The organism is Pseudoxanthomonas sp. G3, assembly GCF_057654715.1.
Genome location: NZ_CM172805.1, coordinates 2,318,194 through 2,337,540, shown reverse-complemented (window position 1 = coordinate 2,337,540; position 19,347 = coordinate 2,318,194). Strand labels below are relative to the sequence as shown.

Annotated in this window: 14 protein-coding genes; all 14 read right to left on the bottom strand. The window is 68.1% G+C overall.

The window, feature by feature from the left end; translation table 11 throughout:
- Positions 1–127: 127 nt before the first annotated feature.
- A complete protein-coding gene (locus tag AC23D6_RS11080; protein WP_487749326.1) occupies positions 128–397 on the bottom strand; it encodes a GIY-YIG nuclease family protein in 270 nt (89 codons plus the stop codon).
- Positions 390–2,105 (bottom strand): EAL domain-containing protein, encoded by a 1,716-nt coding sequence (locus AC23D6_RS11075; RefSeq protein WP_487749325.1) that lies wholly within the window; start codon positions 2,103–2,105, stop codon positions 390–392. Before AC23D6_RS11075 ends, AC23D6_RS11080 begins: the two co-directional genes overlap by 8 nt.
- Positions 2,102–2,716: a sensor histidine kinase gene (locus tag AC23D6_RS11070; protein ID WP_487749324.1), complete on the bottom strand. Its 615-nt coding sequence runs from the start codon at positions 2,714–2,716 to the stop codon at positions 2,102–2,104. The genes AC23D6_RS11075 and AC23D6_RS11070 overlap by 4 nt, the downstream gene beginning before the upstream one ends.
- A gap of 137 nt (positions 2,717–2,853) precedes the next feature.
- Entirely contained in the window at positions 2,854–4,044 is a 1,191-nt protein-coding gene (locus AC23D6_RS11065) for a methyl-accepting chemotaxis protein (protein ID WP_487749323.1), read from the bottom strand.
- Positions 4,045–4,314: 270 nt separating this feature from the next.
- On the bottom strand, positions 4,315–5,385 hold the full coding sequence (locus AC23D6_RS11060) for a protein-glutamate methylesterase/protein-glutamine glutaminase (RefSeq protein ID WP_487749322.1): 1,071 nt from the start codon (positions 5,383–5,385) through the stop codon (positions 4,315–4,317).
- Positions 5,385–5,987 (bottom strand): chemoreceptor glutamine deamidase CheD, encoded by a 603-nt coding sequence (gene cheD, locus AC23D6_RS11055; RefSeq protein ID WP_487749321.1) that lies wholly within the window; start codon positions 5,985–5,987, stop codon positions 5,385–5,387. Before cheD ends, AC23D6_RS11060 begins: the two co-directional genes overlap by 1 nt.
- Positions 5,984–6,892, bottom strand: coding sequence for a CheR family methyltransferase (locus AC23D6_RS11050; RefSeq protein ID WP_487749320.1), 909 nt, complete (start codon positions 6,890–6,892; stop codon positions 5,984–5,986). The genes cheD and AC23D6_RS11050 overlap by 4 nt, the downstream gene beginning before the upstream one ends.
- Before the next feature lie 105 nt (positions 6,893–6,997).
- Positions 6,998–9,223, bottom strand: coding sequence for a methyl-accepting chemotaxis protein (locus tag AC23D6_RS11045; RefSeq protein WP_487749319.1), 2,226 nt, complete (start codon positions 9,221–9,223; stop codon positions 6,998–7,000).
- Positions 9,224–9,315: 92 nt separating this feature from the next.
- Positions 9,316–9,720, bottom strand: a complete 405-nt coding sequence (locus AC23D6_RS11040) for a hypothetical protein (protein ID WP_487749318.1) — start codon at positions 9,718–9,720, stop codon at positions 9,316–9,318.
- Between the two features lie 157 nt (positions 9,721–9,877).
- Positions 9,878–12,499 (bottom strand): EAL domain-containing protein, encoded by a 2,622-nt coding sequence (locus tag AC23D6_RS11035; RefSeq protein WP_487749317.1) that lies wholly within the window; start codon positions 12,497–12,499, stop codon positions 9,878–9,880.
- 179 nt (positions 12,500–12,678) lie between these two features.
- Positions 12,679–14,925 (bottom strand): methyl-accepting chemotaxis protein, encoded by a 2,247-nt coding sequence (locus AC23D6_RS11030; RefSeq protein WP_487749316.1) that lies wholly within the window; start codon positions 14,923–14,925, stop codon positions 12,679–12,681.
- Between the two features lie 201 nt (positions 14,926–15,126).
- Positions 15,127–15,618, bottom strand: a complete 492-nt coding sequence (locus AC23D6_RS11025; protein WP_487749315.1) for a chemotaxis protein CheW — start codon at positions 15,616–15,618, stop codon at positions 15,127–15,129.
- 92 nt (positions 15,619–15,710) lie between these two features.
- The gene (locus AC23D6_RS11020; protein ID WP_487749314.1) at positions 15,711–18,410 is read right to left on the bottom strand and encodes a methyl-accepting chemotaxis protein; all 2,700 of its coding nucleotides are present in this window, start codon (positions 18,408–18,410) and stop codon (positions 15,711–15,713) included.
- Positions 18,411–18,555: 145 nt separating this feature from the next.
- Positions 18,556–19,335, bottom strand: coding sequence for a flagellar brake protein (locus AC23D6_RS11015; RefSeq protein WP_487749313.1), 780 nt, complete (start codon positions 19,333–19,335; stop codon positions 18,556–18,558).
- Positions 19,336–19,347: the final 12 nt, after the last annotated feature.

Here is a 19,347-nt window from a genome sequence, read left to right as displayed (position 1 = left end):
ACGTAAGTCGCGATCAGGGAATTCGTCGTCCTGAAGTTCGACTCGTGCGACCGGCGTTGGTCGCGTTCGACGATGCCACGATGGTTCCGTTTCCGCGTTCGCGACTGACGTCGCTCCCACATGCGCGTCAGCGGGGATCGAAAAACGCGAGTTTCTTCGCGCGCGGCAGCCGCTTGAGCTGCGCTTCCGCGCGCGAAGCCGCGCTCCGGTCGGGGTAGTCGCGCTGGGCCAGCAGACGCACCGGCGGATTGGCCCGGGTGTACTTCGCGCCGGTGCCGGCCACATGCGCGGCATAGCGCGTATCGAGCCGATTGGTGATGCCAGCGTAGTACGCGCCGTTGCGACACTCGAGCAGATACAGGCACCACGTCGCCTGCGTAGGCGGAGCCTCAGGCATGCGCGCGGTGGTGCGGCTGGTTCTCGTGGGCGGTGAAGGCCTGGCGGATGTGTTCGCGCAGGTCGTCGTCGTTCCACGGCTTGGTCAGGAAACGGTAGATCTCGCCGCGGTTGATCGCCTCGGTGACCGTGGCCAGGTCGGTGTAGCCCGACAGCACCAGGCGCACGGTGTCCGGGTACAGCATGCGCACGCGGCCGAGGAACTCGGTGCCGCTCATGTCGGACATGCGCTGGTCGGACAGGATGACCTGCACGTCGTTGGTCGCCAGCAACTCGAAGGCGTCGGTGACGTTGCTCGCCGCTAGGATGCGGTAGCCGTCGCGACGGAACAGGCGCACCAACGAGCGCAGGATGTTCTCTTCGTCGTCGAGCAGCAGCAGGGTGCGGTCGGGCTTGGTGGCGGCGAAGGCATCGGCGCGCAGGTAGCGGCGGCGCAGCACCGCGCCGGCGTCCTCGGCCGTCATCGGTTCGCCGAACAGGTGGCCCTGGAACATGTCGCACTGGTTGCGGCGCAGGAAGCCCAGCTGCGTGTCGGTTTCCACGCCGTGCGCGATGACCTTCATGCCCAGCTGGTGGCCCATGGCGATGATGGCGCAGGTGATGGCGACCTCGCGCGGGCTGGACGGCACACCCTTGACGAAGTTGCGGTCGATCTTGATCTTGTCCACCGAGAAGCGCACCAGCGAGTCCAGGTTGGAATCGCCCATGCCGAAATCGTCCAGCGTCAGCCGCACGCCTTCGCGGTGCAGCTGGGCCAGCGTGCGATGCACCAGGTTCATATCCTTGGCCAGCGCGTTCTGGCGCACTTCCAGCACCACCATCTGCGGCGGGATGCCGGCCTCCTGCATCGCCTCCAGCACCTCGGACACGAAGCTGGGGCGCAGCAGCTGAAGGGTGGAGACGTTGACCGCGATCTCGAAATCGTCGAAGCCCCAGTCGCGCCACACGCGCGCCTGCTTGAAGGCGTTGCGCAGCACCCAGTCGCCGATCTGCACGATGACGCCGAGCTTCTCGGCCACATGCATGAAGCGCTCCGGCACCAGCAGGCCCAGGGCGGGCGAGTACCAGCGCAGCAAGGTCTCCATGCCGACCACGCGGCCGTCGTGGGCGTTGATCTGCGGCTGGTAGAACAGACGCAGCTCGTTGTGCTGGATGGCGTTGACGATCTGCCGCGCGATGATACTGTCGCTGCGTGCGGTGATCGCGGCGCCACGGCGGTACAGCCGCACCAGGTTCATGCCTTCGTGCTTGGCCTGCTCCATGGCGCTCTCGGCGCATTGGAGCAGGCTGGAGGCGTTGTCGGCGTGCTCCGGGCACAACGCGATGCCCAGCGTGCCGGTCAGGAACAGCGTGTACGGCAGCACCGTCATGGGCAGTTCGATCTGCTCGCGCAGGAAATCGCCGAAGGCCTCCGGCGCGGGCGTGCCGGGTTGGCGCGGCACCGCCACCACGTATTCGTCGCTGCCATGGCGCCAGGCCCGGGCCTCGGGCCCGAGCACGCGCTGCAGCCGGTCGCTGAGGATCGCCAGCGCCTCGTCGCCGACTTCGACGCCCATGTTCTCGTTGATCGACCGGAAGTGGTCGATGTCCAGGTACAGCAGCATCAACGGCGTGCCGCCTGCATTGGCGGCGTCGATCATCCGCTGCAGGTCGGGCTCGCCGGCGCCGAGGCGGGGCAGGCGGGGCAGGCGGGCGTGCTCGGTGTTCACGCGGGATGTACGGGGTTCGCGGGGGCGGGCGCATAGGGTAGGCGAAGTCGCCAGCGCGTGCCCTCGTCCCGGTCCAGGCGCCCGCCCACGGCGTCCGCCAATGCGCGCCACAGCGCGATGTCAGCCGGATCCTCCGTGGCGTCGACGACCAGTTCGAAACCGTCGCCGTCGTCGTCCAGCGCGATGCATGCCGGGGTTCCGGCGTGCTGCAGCAACGCCTGGCCGATGCGGAAGGCGACCAGGGCGATGTCGGCATGCGGCGCCTGCGGCAACGGACGGAGTTCGACCGACACCGTGCCGGGGGCGCGCGTGCGCTCGACCTCCGCGCGCAGCGCCGCGTCCAGGCCGATGGCGTCCAACTGCGGCGGATGCAGGGTCGCATGCAGGTCGCGGAGGATCGCCACCGTTTCGTCGCTGGCGCGGATGATCTCGTGCAGATCCTCGGCTCTGACGGCCGCGTCGTCCTCGGATTGCACCAGGTGCGCGCCCATCTTGATCGCCGACAGCGCCTGTCCCACCTGGTTGTGCAGGGCGCGGCCCACGCGCGCGCGCTCGGCTTCCTGCAGGCGGAACAACTGGAGCAGCAGCGGGTCAGGCGGCGAGGTGGGCATCGGCAGCGGCGAGGGGATGGACGCCGCAGTATGCCAGCCGTGCCGCGGGCCCACGCGACACGGCATCCCGGAACGGAAACGGGGCGACCGCATCGCGATCGCCCCGTATCGGGTCCAGCCGGATCGGACTGGCAGGATCAGAACAGCTCGACCGTGCCGGCGCCCATGTTCTGCTGCGCTACCGGCTTGTGCGGCGGACGCTCCCATTCCGTGCGCTGGTCGCGCAGGCGGTTGCCGATCAGGCGCAGCGCGCTGAGCAGCTCGTTGTCGGTCGCGCCGCCGGAGCGGTGCAGCAGCTCCTGCAGGGCCAGCGCTTCCTTGTTGATCGCCGTCAGCCGATCGAGGTGGGTCACCGCGCTGCCGAGCGACTGCGTGGCGATGTCCTCGAACTGCAGCGAGCGGACCGCCTCGGCCACGCTGGCGTCGATGGCATGGCCGCACATCGAGACTTCGCGCATGCCGTCGCCCAGCGAGGCGTTGATGGCGGCCACCTGGTTCAGCATGCCGGCGGCTTCCGCGCGCGCCTCGCGGGAGCGATCCAGGTCGCGGGACGCCATGTTGGACACGGTGTCGCGGACCTTGGCGATGGATTCCTTCGAGCTGTGCGCCAGCTTGCGGATCTGCTCGTTGAAGGCGGTGGAACGCTCGGACAGGTTGCGCACTTCGTCGGCGACCACCGCGAAGCCGCGGCCGGCCTCACCCGCACGGGCCGCTTCGATGGCGGCATTCAGCGCCAGCAGGTTGGTCTGGTCGGCGATCGACTTGACGTCTTCCAGCAGCGAGAAGATGCCATCCAGGTGCTGGGCCATGTCGTCGATGTGGTGCACGGTGGTGCCGCTCTGGCCGGCGACCTGTTCCAGCGCCTCCACCAGTTGTTCCATGCGCTGGCTCGCGTTCTGGGCGAAGCGCGCCACGTCCACGCCGGCGCGGTCGCCGTCGCCGTTGCGGTCGATGATGCGGGAGATCGCCGTGCTCTGTTCGCGCGACTTGCGGTTCATCGCATCGAAGCTGCCGCCCAGGCTGCTGACGGCTTCGCGGATCAGCTCGCGGGCGCGGTCGATCTCGTGGCGCGAACCCTCGATCTCGTTGTTGACGAAACGGCGCAGCTCGGTGAGCAGCGCGTCCTGCTCGCGGATGACGCTGGCGTGTTCCGGGGACACGACGTGGCTGTTGACCGCCGTCAGCCAGGCGAAGATCAGCCACGCCAGTGTCAGCGACGTCAGCAGGGCCCATTGCAGGGCGTTGGGCCAGTCGAAACCGACCGACAGCGGGAACAGCAGGGTCAGGATGAGGGGTGCCGCCAGACGAACCAGGATGCGCGAGTACATGGATGCTCTCTGATGAAGCTCACTGTGAGTATCGGCCGTGGCCAACGGCTCTTTAGGCGGAAAACCCGGTGGTTTTGCAGGGGTGGACGATCTGTGACCGGCGTTGCTGCTTGTTGTAGGAGCGACGTGAGTCGCGACCGCGGCAATGAGGGGCCTGGCGCGTTGGGTGGGTATTGTTGTCGGCCGTCGTCTTCTGCCCGCACCGCGGTTCCACGTGCGGTCGGGGCGTGCGGTCGCGACTTACGTCGCTCCTACAGAGGGGCGACGGGCTCAGGCGATCGCCGCAGCGAGGTCCAGCAGGCGCTGGGCGATGCGTTCCAGCGGGATCGCCTCTTTGGCGGCGCCGAGGCGCATGGCCGCGCCGGGCATCCCCCACACCACGCTGCTGGCCTCGTCCTGGACCAGGGTCGGCGCGCCGGCCTGGCTCATCTCGAGCAGGCCACGCGCACCGTCGTCGCCCATGCCGGTGAGGATCGCGCCGACCGCGTTGCCGCCTGCGCTCTGGGCGACGGAGCGGAACAGCACGTCGACGGCGGGTTTGTGGCGGTTCACCGCGGGGCCGTCGTCGATGCGGCAGCGCCAGCGGGCACCGTCGCGGATCACCCGCATGTGCTGTCCGCCCGGCGGCAGGTAGGCGTGGCCGGGCAGGATGGCTTCGCCGTCGCTGGCCTCGCGCACGGCCATCGCCGAGTGGCGGTCCAGTCGCTCGGCGAAGGCGCGGCTGAAGCCGGCCGGGATGTGCTGGGTCAGGACGATGGCGGGTGCGTCGGCCGGCATCTGCTCCAACACCACGCGCAGCGCTTCGGTGCCGCCAGCGGACGCGCCGATCGCGATCAGCCGGTCGGTGGTGCGGAAGCGCAGCGCGGGCGGCGCAGGCAGGGTCGCGTCCAGGGCCATGCGGGGGGCGCTGGTGCGGGCCAGCGGGCGGACGCGCGCCTTGGCGGCGGCCTTGACCTTGGCGACGATCTCATCGCCATAGGCCTGCAGGCCGCTGGCGACGTCGAGCTTGGGCTTGGAGACGAAATCCACCGCGCCCAGGGCGAGCGCCTGCAGCGTGGTGTCGGCACCGCGCTCAGTCAGCGAGGAAATCATCACCACCGGCATCGGCCGCAGGCGCATGACGTTCTCGAGGAACGCCAGCCCGTCCATGCGCGGCATTTCGACGTCCAGGGTCATCACGTCGGGGTTGAGGCGTTTGATCTTGTCGCGTGCGAGCAGCGGGTCGGCGGCGGATCCGACGACCTCGATGCCCGGGTCGCGCGACAGGATCTCGGTCAGGATCTGGCGCACGACCGCCGAGTCGTCGACGATCAGCACGCGGCAGGGAGAGGCACTACTCATCAGAACAGCTCCACGCCTCCGGTGACGGGGGCCTTGGACAGGCGGGCGCGGGCGGCCGACTCGGCGGCCAGCACCTCGGCATCATGGGCATGCGGCAACCGCTGCACCACCGCCCGACCGGTATTGGGGAAGTACCAGACCTTGCGCGGATGTATTCCGCGCAGATCCTCGGCCACCACCGGGATGCGTTCGGCGTCCAGGTAGCGGCGGACGAATTCGGCATTGCGCGTGCCTACCGGATTGCTGGTGAATCCCTTCAGCACGTTGGCGCCGCCGAAGACCTTGGCCTCCAGCCGGTTGCGCGCGGCGCCCCGCTTGAGCAGGTCGTTGATCAGCAGTTCCATCGCATAGCTGCCGTAGCGCGCGGGCGCGCCATCGCCGACGGTGCCGTCGGGTAGCAGGAAGTGATTCATGCCGCCCAGCTTCAGCAACGGGTCGCGGATGCAGGCGGCCACGCACGAACCGAGCACGGTGACCAGGGCGGTGTCGTTGTCGATCACCAGGTATTGCGTGGGCAACAGCTTGGCGGCGTCGGTCTTGAAACGCGCGTCGTGGTAGCGCATCACGCTGCCTTCGGCGATCGCGGCGGCGGCGGCGCTCATGCCGGCCTCGCGCGACGGTACAGCGTGCGTCCGCACGGCTGGATGATGTCCGCCGCGTGCAGGTAGTTTTCCGAATGGCCGGTGTAGAGCATGCCGTCGTCGGCCAAGTGCGGCACCAGGCGCGTCAGGATCGCGCGCTGGGTCGGCTTGTCGAAATAGATCATCACGTTGCGGCAGAACACCGCCGTGAACGGTCCGGACACCTCGTAGCGCGAGGCGAGCAGGTTCAGCGGCCGGAACTCGATCAGCTGGCGAAGCGCCGGGTGCACGCGGCAGAAGCCTTCGTTCGGGCCGGTACCACGCTGGAAATAGCGCTTCTTCAGGGTGGGGTCGAGGCTGGCGACGCGTTCGACGGGATAGACCCCGCGCTCGCCGGTAGCCAGCACCTGGGTGTCGACGTCGGTGGCGAGGATGCGCACCGGCGGCGTCAGCGTGCCGTAGGCCTCGCAGGCGGTGATCGCCATCGAATACGGTTCTTCGCCGGTCGACGAGGCGCACGACCACAGTTTGAGCGGACCGTCATGCGCGCGGCGCTGCAGTTCCTCGTGCAGGCGCTCGAAGTGGTGCGGTTCGCGATAGAAGGACGTGAGGTTGGTGGTGAGCGCGTTGGTGAAGGCCTGCCATTCGTCGCCGCCATCGCGTTCCAGTTGGTCCAGGTAGTCCTTGAAGGTGCGCAGGCCGAGCGCCCGCAGGCGTCGCGACAGCCTGCCATAGACCATGTCGCGCTTGCCGTCGGCGAGAGCGATGCCGACGCGCTGGCGGATCAGTTCGACGACACGGCGGAAATCGCGGTCATCGAACTCGAAGTCGCGCGCCGCGGTGGGCGCGTCGCCCTCGCGAAGGGGCGGGGTGGTCGTCCGTCGGGTCGTGGCAGCCGTGGCAGGGAGGCGGGTACTGACGGACATCGGGGTCTCGTGACGAGGGGCTAGGGCCGATCCATGGCCGGTTCCCTGTCGCGTAGGCAGGGAACCGGGGGTGCTGCTATCCAACGGTGATGCAAACGCCGTGCCTCAGAATTCCTGCCAGTCGTCGCCGTCCGCCAGGACCGGCTCCAACGCGGCGGGGGCCGACTTGGCGACGGGCTTGACCGCGGCGACCACAGGTCGGGCGACCGCAGCAGGCTTGCCCGCGACCGGCGGGGCCGCGTGGTGCAGCTTGAACACCGACACGGACTCGGAAAGCACCAGCGCCTGCTCTTCCATCGAGCGGGCCGCGGCAGAGGCTTCTTCCACCAGCGCGGCGTTCTGCTGCGTGGTTTCATCCATCTGGGTGATGGTCTGGTTGACCTGCTCGATGCCCGCACTCTGTTCCTGCGAAGCGGCGGAGATCTCGGCCATGATGTCGGTCACGCGCTGCACCGAGGCGACGATCTCGCTCATCGTGGCGCCGGCCTGGTTCACGAGCTTGGAACCGTCAGCGACCTTGTCCACCGAGGTCTCGATCAGGCCCTTGATCTCCTTGGCAGCGTTCGCCGAGCGCTGGGCCAGCGTGCGCACTTCCGACGCGACCACGGCAAAGCCACGGCCCTGTTCGCCGGCACGCGCGGCTTCCACCGCCGCGTTGAGCGCCAGGATGTTGGTCTGGAAGGCGATGCCGTCGATGACCGAGATGATGTCGGCGATCTTCTTCGACGAGTGTTCGATGTCGCGCATCGTCGTGACCACCTTGCCGACCACCTCGCCGCCTTGCGAGGCGACGCCGGCGGCGCCGATGGCGAGCTGGTTGGCCTGTCGGGCCGACTCGGCGTTCTGGCGCACGGTGGAGGTCAGTTCCTCCATCGACGCGGCGGTCTCTTCCAGATTCGCGGCCTGCTGCTCGGTACGGCGCGACAGATCGGAGTTACCCGAGGCGATCTCGCCGGCGGCGGTGTTGATCGAGGTGGACGCGTCCTGGATGCGGCCGACGATGTCGGTCAGCTGGGCGACGGTGGCGTTGGCATCGTCACGCATGGTGGCGAACACGCCATGGAAGTCGCCTTCCATGCGGGCCGTCAGGTCGCCGCGGGCGATGGCCTGCAGCAGTTCGGAGACTTCGCCCAGGTTCTCGTCGGTGGTCTCCATCAGCTGGTTCAGACCATCGACCATGTCGCGGAAGTCGTACTGGTACTTGTCCACTTCACCGCGCTGGGTGAAGTCGCCGGAAGCGGCGGCCATCGCCAGGCGCTTGATCTCGGCGTTGATCGCCGACAGGTTGGCCTTGGTGGCGTCCATCGTTTCGGTGAGGTTGGCCTTCTCGCCCGGCAGCTTCGGCATGTCCTGGCTCAGGTCGCCGACGGAGTAGCGCTGCATGATCTTCAGCGCATCGCCGATGGCCTGCAGGTGCGAGGCGACCAGCGCGTTGGTGTCGCGCACCATGCGGCCGTACTCGCCCGGGAACTGGCTGTCGTCCATGCGGTAGCTGATCTGGCCTTCGTCGTGGCGCGCGGCCATCTCGCTCTGCGCGGCGATGACCGACTGCACCTGGCCCTGCATGCGCTGCATGGCGGTGAGCAGCTGGCCGACTTCGTCCTGGCGGCTGGTGTCGATCTTGCCGTCGAGCTTGCCGGCGGACACGTCGTTGGCCACGCGCACGGCTTCGCCGACGGCGTTGGCGATCGCGCGGGCGAAGAACCAGGCCAGGGCCAGGCCGCCCACGATGCTGGCCACCAGCATGATGATCATCAGCGTGCTGGAGGCGGTGAAGGTGCCCTCGGCATCGGCGCTGGCGGTCTTGGCCTGCTGATCGACGACATTGATGAGGGTCTTCAGCGCATCGCCGGCCTTGCGGTGCTGGTCGCGGGTGGCGCCGATGAAGGTGTCGACGGCGTCGTCAGGCAGCCCGAGGTCGAGCATCTCCTGGACGTCGGCATAGGACTGCTTGGCAGCCTTCCATTCCTTGACGAAGGCCTCGTAGGCCTTCTTCTCTTCCGCGCTCGCGATCAGCACGGCGTAGTCCTTGACCGACTGGTCGATCTTCTTCTCGGTCTGCGCGGCGAGCGTCTTGGCCTCGGCTTTGATCGCATCGCTGGCGCGCACATGCTGCCGGTAGGACGTCGTGCGAAGTTCGCCGAGCAGGCTCTGCAGGTCGCCGGCGGCCTTGACGCTGGGCAGGACGTTGCCGGTGACTTCGGTGGTGGCGCCGTTGAGCGAGTTCAGGCCGACGAACGCCGTCACGCCCTGGACCAGCATCAGCGCCAGCACGACGCCGAACGCCAGCATCATCTTCGTCGTCAGTTTGAGGTTCTTGATCCGCTGCATGGGATTCTTTTTCCTTTACCGGGGCGCATGCCGCGCCACCATCAGAGGCGACCAGGTCAGGGCGGGGCCGTGGGCCCCGCCCGCGAAGCGGATCAGCGGATCGTGGCCAGCTTCAGGTTGGACGGCGAGTTGACGACGATTTCCGCCCGCGAGGCGTCGCGCTCGATCGTGCCGATCACGCACACGTCCTTGCCTTCCAGTTCTTCCGGCGCCGGCTTGAACTTGGCGCGGGCATCGCCCGGGATGCGCGCGGTGAAGGTGTGGCGCGGGAAGCTGCCGCCCATGTACAGGAAGGTCGGGGTGCCTTCGGTGTTCTCGGCGAAACGCGCCTTGCCGACCTTGCCGCACACCGTGCCGCTCTTGCCGGTGAAGCGGGTGGCCATATCCGCCGGGATCGCATTGTCGACCTGCGACTGGCTGTTCGCCGGGGAGGCCGGCATCAACAGGGCGGCGCCGACGGCGACGATGGACAGGGTCAGGGCGGAAGCGATTTTCATGGTGTGTCTCCGGAGGGACAGAAGGGAGGTAAGGGCTCAATGCCTGAGATCGGCGGACACGCGGCAAACTTGAGGCCGTGCTTCGACGTGGACGGACGGGAAGGTCGCGACTGCGAGGGGCATCACACTTTCCGCGCCGGAAGGCCGGCGCGCCGTGTCAGACCGCAGCGACCGGCTCGCCCGCGCCTTCGGGTGCGGCCGTGTACTGCTGCGCCTGCAGCCACTGCTCCAGCGGCGCGGGCGGCAGCGGCGGCGAGAACAGATAGCCTTGCAGGACCGGGAAACGCTGCTCGGTGAGGAACCGGTGCTGCGATTCGGTTTCCACGCCCTCGGCCACCACCTTCATGCCGAGGCTCTCGCCGATGCGCAGGACGGACGTGGTGAGGGTGCGTGCGATCGCGCTGGTGTCGATGTCGCGGACGAAACTCTGGTCGAGTTTGAGCTCGCTGATCGGCAGGCGGTGCAGGTGGCTGAGGCTGGAATAGCCGGTGCCGAAGTCGTCCAGCGACAGGCGCACGCCCAGCACGTAGATGGCCTCGATGTTCTCCAGCACGTCCGGATCCGGGTCCAGCATGACACTCTCGGTGATCTCCAGCGTCAGGTGGTGCGGCGCCAGTCCGTGCTCGTCCAGCAGCTCGGAGATCTGCAGCGACAGCTGCGGGTCGCGGAAGTTGATCGCCGAGATGTTCACCGAGACGCGCGGGATGTCGATGCCCCGGCTGCGCCAGTCGGCCATCTGCGCGCAGGCCTCGCGCAGCACCCACAGGCTGAGATCGGCGATCAGGCCACATTCCTCGGCCACCGGCACGAAGCGCGACGGCGGGATCACCCCCAGATCCGGGTGGTGCCAGCGCAGCAGCGCCTCGACACCGTAGAGCTGGTGCCCGTCGCTGCCGCCGACCTGCGGCTGGTACTGCAGCTGCAGCTGGTCCAGACGCAGCGCTTCGCGCAACGCGGTTTCCAGCGATACGCGCTCCTGCGCCAGGCGGTTCATGTCCACGCTGAAGAAGCGGAAACCACCGCCGCCATCGCTCTTGGCCCGGTACATCGCCATGTCGGCATGGCGGACCAGCAGGTCGATGTCGCGGCCGTCGTCGGGGAACATCGCCACGCCGATGCTGGCGCTGGGATGCAGCGTCATCAGCCCGGCGGAGGTGGGCGCGGCGACCGCGCCGAGCAGGCGTTCGGCGACCGAGCCGGCCTGTTCGGCGCTGCACATCGGCAGTACCGCCACGAATTCGTCGCCGGCCTGACGGCCGACGATGCTGACGCCGCCGAGCTCCTCGCTCAGGCGTGCGGCGACATCGCGCAGCAGGCCGTCGCCGGCCGCGTGGCCTTGGGCGTCGTTGACCCGCTTGAAGCGGTCGAGGTCGATGAAGAGCACGGCGGCCGTGCCGTTGGCCTGGGCGACATTGGCCAGGGCCTGTTCGGCCTTGGCGCTGAACATGATGCGGTTCGGTAGCCCGGTCAGCGTGTCGTAGAAGGCCAGCTGGTGCACGCGCTCGTTGGTCTGCTCGCGCTCCAGCGTCAGCGAGCACAGGTGCAGGCAGGTGTCGGCCAGCCGTTCGTGGAGTTCGTCGGGGCCGCGGTTCTCGCGGTAGTAGAACGACAGCGTGCCGAGCACGCGGCCGCTGCTGGACTTGATCGGGTGCGTCCAGCAGGCGCGCAGGCCCAGCGGCGTGGTCAGGTGCCGCGTATTGGCGCACAGCGGGTCGCTGGCGATGTCCTTCACCAGCACGGTGCGCCCGCGCCACGCGGCGGCGCCGCAGACGCCAGCGCGCGGGCCGATCGACATGCCGTCGATCTTGCGCGCCCAGGCCTCGGGCAGGCTGGGCGAGGCGAGGGCGTGCATCAGTCCCTCGTTGTCGACGGTGATGATCGAGACCACCAGCTCCGGCGCGATGTGCTCCACCTCGCGGCAGATCAGCGTCATCACGTCGGCGACGCTCCACTCGTGCACCAGCGCGTCCAGGACCTTGTTGTGCAGCACCTGGTGCATCTTGGTCTGGGTGATGTCGCTCAGCACGCTCACCAGGCCCAGCAGCGAGCCATCCTCGTCGTGCACGGGATTGATCGCGGCCGAGAGCCACAGCGGCCGACCGGCCTTGGTGTAAAGCAGGACTTCGGTCTGCAAGCCTTCGCCGGCGGCCATGGCGCGGCCGATGCGGGCGTCCAGCGTGCCGTCGGTATGCGGGCCGGACAGCAGGTCCGCCGGCTTGATGCCGCGCAACTCCTCGAGCCGGTAGCCCAGCATGCGGGTGAACCCGCTGTTGACATAGACGACTTCGCGGTCGGGCGAACTGACGAAGATCGCGTTGTCGCTCTTGTCCACCACGATGGACAACTGGCGCAGGCGTTCCAGCTGCCGTTGCTGGTCGCTGGTGTCGCGCACGAAGGCGGTATGGAAGACCTGATGGTCGACCACCATCTTCGACATCGATACCGCGCACGCGCCCTCGCTGCCATCCGGCCGACGGAGCAGGGCCTCGCGATGGCTGCCCATCAGCCGGGCCAGGACATCTTCGGGGCTCGCGCCGGCGTCGGCCTGCGGACTGGCAAGCAGTCGCGTGAAGGGGGTGCCGTGCACGTCTTCGCGGCGGCAGCGCCAGAGCGCTTCCGCGGCCGGGTTGAACAGGACGATGCGGTGGCGCCCGTCGATGACGAAGGCGGCGTCCACCGATTGTTCAAGCACCTGCCACAGGCTGCCCTGCGGCGCCTCCGCCGGCGCGGCCGGTGCATCGCGCAGCGATGTCAGCGACGTCAGCGTACGACGGAGCATGCATGGTCCTTGCGGGAGGCGGGTGCCCAGGGGCTGGCGTCGGCGTTGGCGGAGAGTGCGACGGTCATCGTGGGCCAGGGGAGAGTGCCTTCTGGTGACATATCGGCCGGGGCCGGCGTTACTTGAAGGCGGTCACAGGTGGGGAGTGGACGGCGGGGCGGACCACGCCGTCCCCAGTCTTAGAACTCCTGCCAGTCGCCGTCGGCGAAGGCCGGTTCGGGCTTGCGCGGGGCTGGCTTGCGGGCCACGGCCTTGGGTGCGGCCGGCCTTGGCGTCGCCGGTTCGGCGATGGCCCGGCGCACCGGGGCGCTGACCGTAGCCTGCAGCTTGAAGACCGATACCGAAGCCGTGAGCGCCTGGGCCTGCTCCTCCATCGAGCGTGCCGCGGCCGTGGCTTCTTCCACCAGCGCGGCGTTCTGCTGGGTGGTTTCATCCATCTGGGTGATGGTCTGGTTGACCTGTTCGATGCCCGCGCTCTGCTCCTGCGAGGCCGCGGAGATCTCCGCCATGATGTCGGTGACACGCTGCACCGAGGCGACGATCTCGCTCATGGTCGTGCCGGCCTGGTGCACCAGGGCCGAGCCGTCGGCCACCTTGTCCACCGAGGTCTCGATCAGGCCCTTGATCTCCTTGGCGGCGTTCGCACTGCGCTGAGCAAGGGTACGGACTTCCGAGGCCACGACCGCGAAGCCACGGCCCTGCTCGCCGGCACGCGCGGCTTCCACCGCGGCGTTCAAGGCCAGGATATTGGTCTGGAAGGCGATGCCATCGATGACGGAGATGATCTCGGCGATCTTCTTTGAGGACTGTTCGATGTCGGTCATGGTGGTGACCACCTTGCCGACCACCTCGCCGCCCTGCGAGGCGACCGAGGCCGCACCGATGGCCAGTTGGTTGGCCTGGCGAGCCGATTCGGCGTTCTGACGCACGGTGGAGGTCAGTTCCTCCATCGAGGCGGCCGTTTCTTCCAGATTCGCCGCCTGCTGCTCGGTACGGCGCGACAGATCGGAGTTACCCGAGGCGATCTCGCCGGCGGCGGTATTGATCGAGGTGGACGCGTCCTGGATGCGGCCGACGATGTCGGTCAGCTGGGCGACGGTGGCGTTGGCATCGTCGCGCATGGTGGCGAACACGCCATGGAAATCGCCTTCCATGCGGGCGGTCAGATCGCCATCGGCGATCGCGCGCAGCAGGGCGGACAACTGCGCCAGATTGCGGTCGCTGGTGGCCATCATCGCGTTCAGGCCCTTCACCATCGCCAGGAAGTCGTCGCGGAAGCGCGCTTCGTCGCCGCGCACGCCGAAATCACCGGCCGCCGCGGCCTGGGCCAGGCGGTTGATCTCGGCATTGATCGCCAGCAGGCTGGCCTTGGCCGTGTCCATCGCTTCATGCAGGAAGGCGCGCGTGCCGGGCAGGCGGCGTGCGTCCTGGCTGAGGTCGCCATTGGCGTAACGCTGCAGGATGCCGATCGCATCGCGGAACGCGTCCAGGTGCTCGAACATCATCGTGTTGATGCCGCCGGCCAGTTCGCCGTACACGCCTGGGAAATCCTCCGGCATGCGGTGGCTGATGTCTTCGGCCTCGTGCAGGCGGATCATGTCGCGGGTTTCCAGCGAGAAGCGCTCCAGCATGTGGACCATCTCGTCGGTCGCCTTGAGCATCTGGCCGACTTCATCGCGGCCGTGGCGGCCGATGCGTACGCTCAGATCGCCGCGGGACACGCCCTTGATCGCGGCCAGGGCGCGCGAGACAGGATGCAGGACGGACTGGCCGATCACGAAGCCGATCAGCATGGTCAGCAGCACCAGCACGCCGCCGGCCAGGGTCATGATGAAGGTGAACTGCAGTGCCTGCGCCTGGGTGTCGTCGACGTAGACGCCGGTGCCGATCACCCAGCCCCACGGCTGGTAGAGCGCGGCATAGGAGGTCTTCGGAACCGGGTCTTCCTCGCCGGCTTTCGCCCAGCTGTAGTCGACGTGGCCGCCACCGGCCTTCGCCACGCGCACGAACTCCGGGAAGATGCGCTGGCCGTCCGGGCTCAGCACGTCCTGCAGCGGCTTGCCGATCAGGTCCGGGCGGGTGGGATGCATGAGCATGACCGGCGCTTCGTCGGTGACGAAGAAATAGTCCACGCCCTTGTTGGCCTGCATCGTGGCGAGCGTGGCCAGCGCGCTTGCCTTCGCCGTGGCTTCATCCAGCGTGCCCGCCTCCACCTTCTTGGCATAGCCCTCGATCACGCCCAGCGCCATCTCCGTCTGCGCCTTCAGGCCCGCCTGGCGGGTGCCGGTCAGGTCCAGGTACTGCATGCGGGCAGCCACGACGGCCAGGGCCACCGTGCCGACCGCGACGAGGAGGGTCTGGAGGAAGAACTTGCGCTTGAGCGGGACGTTGGAAAGAGCGTGGGCGAGCTTGGCGTTGATGTTCATGCGGGATCTCGGGGGGTCAGGCGCGGCGCCTGGGCGGGCGGAGTGCCCGTATTGCTATAGCGGCTGCGACGGCCGGAAATTCAGGACGTTTCGTGGCCCTTGCGACGAAAGACGGGTGCACGACCGAGGGGTACGCGCAAAAAAAGGGGGACCACGGACCTCGCGGCCCGCCGTCCCCCGGGGAGTTCGGAACTGCGTGGATCAGGCCGCGGCCTGCTCCGGCAGCGGCTGGCCGAAGTCGGCGCTGTCGATCAGCGTCTCGATGTCGAGCAGGATGAGCATGCGGTCGTCGACGGTGCCGATGCCCGAAATGAAGCGGGTGTCGACGCTGGCGCCGAACTCCGGCGTGGGGCGGATCTGTTCCGCCGACAGGCCGATCACGTCGGACACGCTGTCCACGACGATGCCGACGACGCGGTCTTCGACGTTCAGCACGATCATCACGGTAAAGGCGTCGTAACGCGCCTCCTTCAGCCGCAGCTTCAGGCGCAGGTCGATGACGGGCACGATGGTGCCGCGCAGGTTGATCACGCCCTTGATGTAGTCCGGGGCGTCCGGCAGGCGGGTGACCGAATCGTAGCCGCGGATTTCCTGCACCTTCAGGATGTCGACACCGTAGTGTTCTTCTCCCAGGGTGAAGCTGAGGAACTCCTCGGCGGTCGCCATGGCGGCCTGGCTCTTCTTGTCGCTCATTCGTCGGGCTCCTGTTGCAGCCGGTAAGAGGTGGGTGCCCGGAACGGGGCCTGTCACGGCCTAGATCGGCCCCGGGCGGGGTTTCTTTAGGGTCAGTAGGGATGGTGGGCCGGGGTGGGTCGTGGGGTCGCATCCGCTGCGATCCGGGTGACGCGTTCCTGGACCAGCCGCGCCACCCGGGTGCCGCTGTCCAACTGGAAGGTCGAGACCGCCTCGGCCAGTGCCTGGGCCTGCTCTTCCATTGAGCGCGCGGCGGCCGTGGCTTCTTCCACGAGGGCGGCGTTCTGCTGGGTGGTTTCGTCCATCTGGGTGATGGTCTGGTTGACCTGTTCGATGCCCGCGCTCTGTTCCTGCGAGGCCGCGGAGATCTCGGCCATGATGTCGGTGACACGCTGCACGGAGGCCACGATCTCGCTCATGGTCGTGCCGGCCTGGTGCACCAGGGCCGAGCCATCGGCCACCTTGTCCACCGAGGTCTCGATCAGGCCCTTGATCTCCTTGGCGGCATTGGCCGAACGCTGGGCGAGCGTGCGGACCTCGCTTGCGACCACCGCGAAGCCACGGCCCTGTTCGCCGGCACGCGCGGCTTCGACCGCTGCGTTGAGCGCCAGGATGTTGGTCTGGAAGGCGATGCCGTCGATGACCGAAATGATGTCGGCGATCTTCTTCGACGAGTGCTCGATGTCGCGCATCGTCGTGACCACCTTGCCGACCACTTCGCCGCCCTGCGAGGCGACGCCGGCGGCGCCGATGGCGAGCTGGTTGGCCTGGCGAGCCGATTCGGCGTTCTGACGCACGGTGGAGGTCAATTCCTCCATCGACGCGGCCGTTTCTTCCAGATTCGCCGCCTGCTGCTCGGTACGACGCGACAGGTCGCTGTTGCCGGAGGCGATCTCGCCGGCGGCGGTGTTGATCGAGGTGGACGCGTCCTGGATGCGGCCGACGATGTCGGTCAGCTGGGCGACCGTCGCGTTGGCATCGTCACGCATGGTGGCGAACACGCCATGGAAGTCGCCCTCCATGCGGGCAGTCAGGTTGCCCTGGGACAGCGAGCGCAGCACGTTCGAGACCGCGTCCACGCTGCCGGCGATCGTGGCCAGCAGGCTGTTGACCTGCTGCGACAGGCTGAGCAGGAAGCCCTGCTTGCCCGCCTCGCCGATGCGCCCGCTGAGATCGCCCTGCACGGCAGCCTGCACGATGCGGGTGACTTCCTGCTCCACCATGACCTCGGCGGTGCGATCGGCCCATTCGACCACATAGCCGATGCGCTGCCCGTCGCCGTCGGTCACCGGGTTGATGATCAGTTGCATGATGCGCCCGCCGACCGTGATCTGCGCGCGATGCGTGCCCTGCAGCTGCGCCAGCATGCGCGACTGGTGTTCGGGCTTCTTGTGGAAAATGTCGATGCTGCTGCCCACCACGGTGCGCACGTCGAAGGCGGGCAGGTCGCGTCGCAGGTCCTGCTCCGCATCGGCCAGCATCTTCATCAACGGACGGTTCGCGTACACGATGTTCCGGTCGGCATCGGCGATCATGACGTTGGTGGTCACGTCTTCGAGCGCGCTGCGGATCCGGAGGCTTTCGCGCGCCACGACTTCGTCGCGCTCGATGCGCGCGCGCAGGGTGCCCTGCATGGTGCGCATGGCGTCCATCAGTGTGCCGATCTCGTCGCCCCGTCCGCCCTCGATGTCGCTGTCCAGTTTGCCGCGGGCGATGTCGTCGGCCACGCGGACGGCGCCGGCCAGCGGGGCCGCCACCTTCCGGCGCAGCAGCCAGTAGAGGGCACCGCACAGCAGCAACGCACCCAGCAGGCCGACGGCGACGATGGTCCAGAGCACCGCGCGCGCGTCCTGCATCACGACGCTATGCGGCACGACCACGCCCAGCACGAAACGCTCCTGGGCCTGTCCGATCTGCAGGGGTACATAAGCTTCGACCATGGTTTCGCCGTCGGCGCCCTCGACTTCGCGGAAAACCGACTCGCCCGCAGCGACCTGCTTCAGCACCGCGCCGGCGCTGCCGTCGTCGAACGGCTTGCCCACACGGGCGGCGTCGCGGTCTGCGATGAGCACGCCGCCAGGCGTCACCAGCCGGACGAAGCCCGCGCCCATCGGGGCCAGCTTGCCGACGCGTTCCTGCAGCGCCTGCAGTGCGAAGTCCACCGTCATGACGCCCAAATAGGTCCCGTCCTGGACCAGTGGCGTGGACAGCGTGGTCATCAGCACGTCCTTGCCGGCGATCTTGTAGACGTATGGTTCGGCGACCACCTCGCGCTTCAATTCGCGCGGGCGCAGGTACCAATCGCCGGCTCCCGGCACTTCGTAATCGCGCAGCGCTTCCTGCAGGGGCGCACCGTCGCTCCACGCCCAATAGCTCATGAAGCGACCGGTATCGTCATGGCCTTCGGCGCCCGCGAACTCGGCGTCCTTGCCGTCGAAGGCGCCGGGTTCCCACAACGTGCCCACGCCGACCCATTCCGGGTGCGCTTCCAGCTGGCGCTTGAAGACGGCGCTCGCGCTGGCACGGCTGATACCGTCGCCGGCACGCTGCGCGAGCAGGGCATTCGCCAGGGCCTCGTTGCTATCGAACGCGGCCGTCAGCTCGCTCGCTATCCGTTGCGCTTCCAGGCTGGCGGTGTCTTCCATCGCCGATTGCGCCGAAGCGAGCAACGACCCGCTGGTGCGCCAATAGCTGGCGGCGGCCGCGACACCGAAGGCCAGCAGGGCCAGGATGGCGGTGCCCGCCATCACCTGCGTGGCGATGCTGCGGGAGGAACGAGCGGAAGCGTGCATGGCGACCTCGAGGGGCTGTGCGGTGTCTGGCATCGCGACGGTCCGCGATGGTCGGCGCCCTCACGGCGCCTTCACCCGGTGTATCGGCCCTTCACATGCGAGGTTTAGCCGTCCCGGCGGTCGATCGACGAAAGGTCGACACGCATCACGCCGCGCCGCGGTCGCGGGCACTGCGCTGGCGTTCGAGGCGGAAGATGTAGCGCTGCAACAGCGCGTCCGCACCGCGGGGCAGGTCGGTGAACTGGCAGCCGGCACGCCAGCTCTCGGTGCCGTTCTGGTTCAGCTGGCTGTGCAGGCTCTTGACCATCAGGCGCAGGCTGAGCGGTCCGCTATCCGGGAGATACAGCAGGCAGCCGGAGAATTCCTTGTACGGGCGCAGCAACGGATTCTCCGCCTGCACGGCGAGGGCCAGTCCGCCACCGCTGATGTCCAGCACACGGAACCGTTCGAAGGTGGTCTCGCCATCGGGATGATGCCGGGGAATGGCGCACTCCAGGGGCTGCGTGACCGGCACCTGCAGCCGGTAGAACTCCCGTCGCTGTAGCCGCAGCACGCTTTCGGGCAGGTCGGCGCGGAACGCGATCTGCCCGCCCTGCATCACGCGGGTGAGGCCCTGCAGGCGGAACTGCACGTGGATGCGGTCCAGGCGCGAGACGCAGGTGACGTGCGTGGCGTCTTCGATGCTGCGATTGATCGTCTCGCTGGCACTGCCGTCGATCAGCACGGCGTCCTCGTCTTCCAGCACTTCGACCATCGAGGTGGGGAAGGTGTGGTTGCGCGGCATGGCGCAGCCGCTGACGAGCGCACGCTTGTCGATCAGCGACTGCATGATCTGCCGGATCGCGTGCTCACCGCGCACCAGGTACTTTTCCTCGTCCTCGTAGCGGATCGGCTCGGCCAGCGGGGCGTCGGTGGAGTCGGTCATACGGAAAGGGCA

Bases quoted from the DNA above. Each gene is read 5' to 3' on its own strand.
- AC23D6_RS11080 (WP_487749326.1), bottom strand. From the start codon at position 397: ATGCCTGAGGCTCCGCCTACGCAGGCGACGTGGTGCCTGTATCTGCTC.
- AC23D6_RS11070 (WP_487749324.1), bottom strand. From the start codon at position 2,716: ATGCCCACCTCGCCGCCTGACCCGCTGCTGCTCCAGTTGTTCCGCCTG.
- AC23D6_RS11065 (WP_487749323.1), bottom strand. From the start codon at position 4,044: ATGTACTCGCGCATCCTGGTTCGTCTGGCGGCACCCCTCATCCTGACC.
- AC23D6_RS11060 (WP_487749322.1), bottom strand. From the start codon at position 5,385: ATGAGTAGTGCCTCTCCCTGCCGCGTGCTGATCGTCGACGACTCGGCG.
- cheD (WP_487749321.1), bottom strand. From the start codon at position 5,987: ATGAGCGCCGCCGCCGCCGCGATCGCCGAAGGCAGCGTGATGCGCTAC.
- AC23D6_RS11050 (WP_487749320.1), bottom strand. From the start codon at position 6,892: ATGTCCGTCAGTACCCGCCTCCCTGCCACGGCTGCCACGACCCGACGG.
- AC23D6_RS11045 (WP_487749319.1), bottom strand. From the start codon at position 9,223: ATGCAGCGGATCAAGAACCTCAAACTGACGACGAAGATGATGCTGGCG.
- AC23D6_RS11040 (WP_487749318.1), bottom strand. From the start codon at position 9,720: ATGAAAATCGCTTCCGCCCTGACCCTGTCCATCGTCGCCGTCGGCGCC.
- AC23D6_RS11035 (WP_487749317.1), bottom strand. From the start codon at position 12,499: ATGCTCCGTCGTACGCTGACGTCGCTGACATCGCTGCGCGATGCACCG.
- AC23D6_RS11030 (WP_487749316.1), bottom strand. From the start codon at position 14,925: ATGAACATCAACGCCAAGCTCGCCCACGCTCTTTCCAACGTCCCGCTC.
- AC23D6_RS11025 (WP_487749315.1), bottom strand. From the start codon at position 15,618: ATGAGCGACAAGAAGAGCCAGGCCGCCATGGCGACCGCCGAGGAGTTC.
- AC23D6_RS11020 (WP_487749314.1), bottom strand. From the start codon at position 18,410: ATGCACGCTTCCGCTCGTTCCTCCCGCAGCATCGCCACGCAGGTGATG.
- AC23D6_RS11015 (WP_487749313.1), bottom strand. From the start codon at position 19,335: ATGACCGACTCCACCGACGCCCCGCTGGCCGAGCCGATCCGCTACGAG.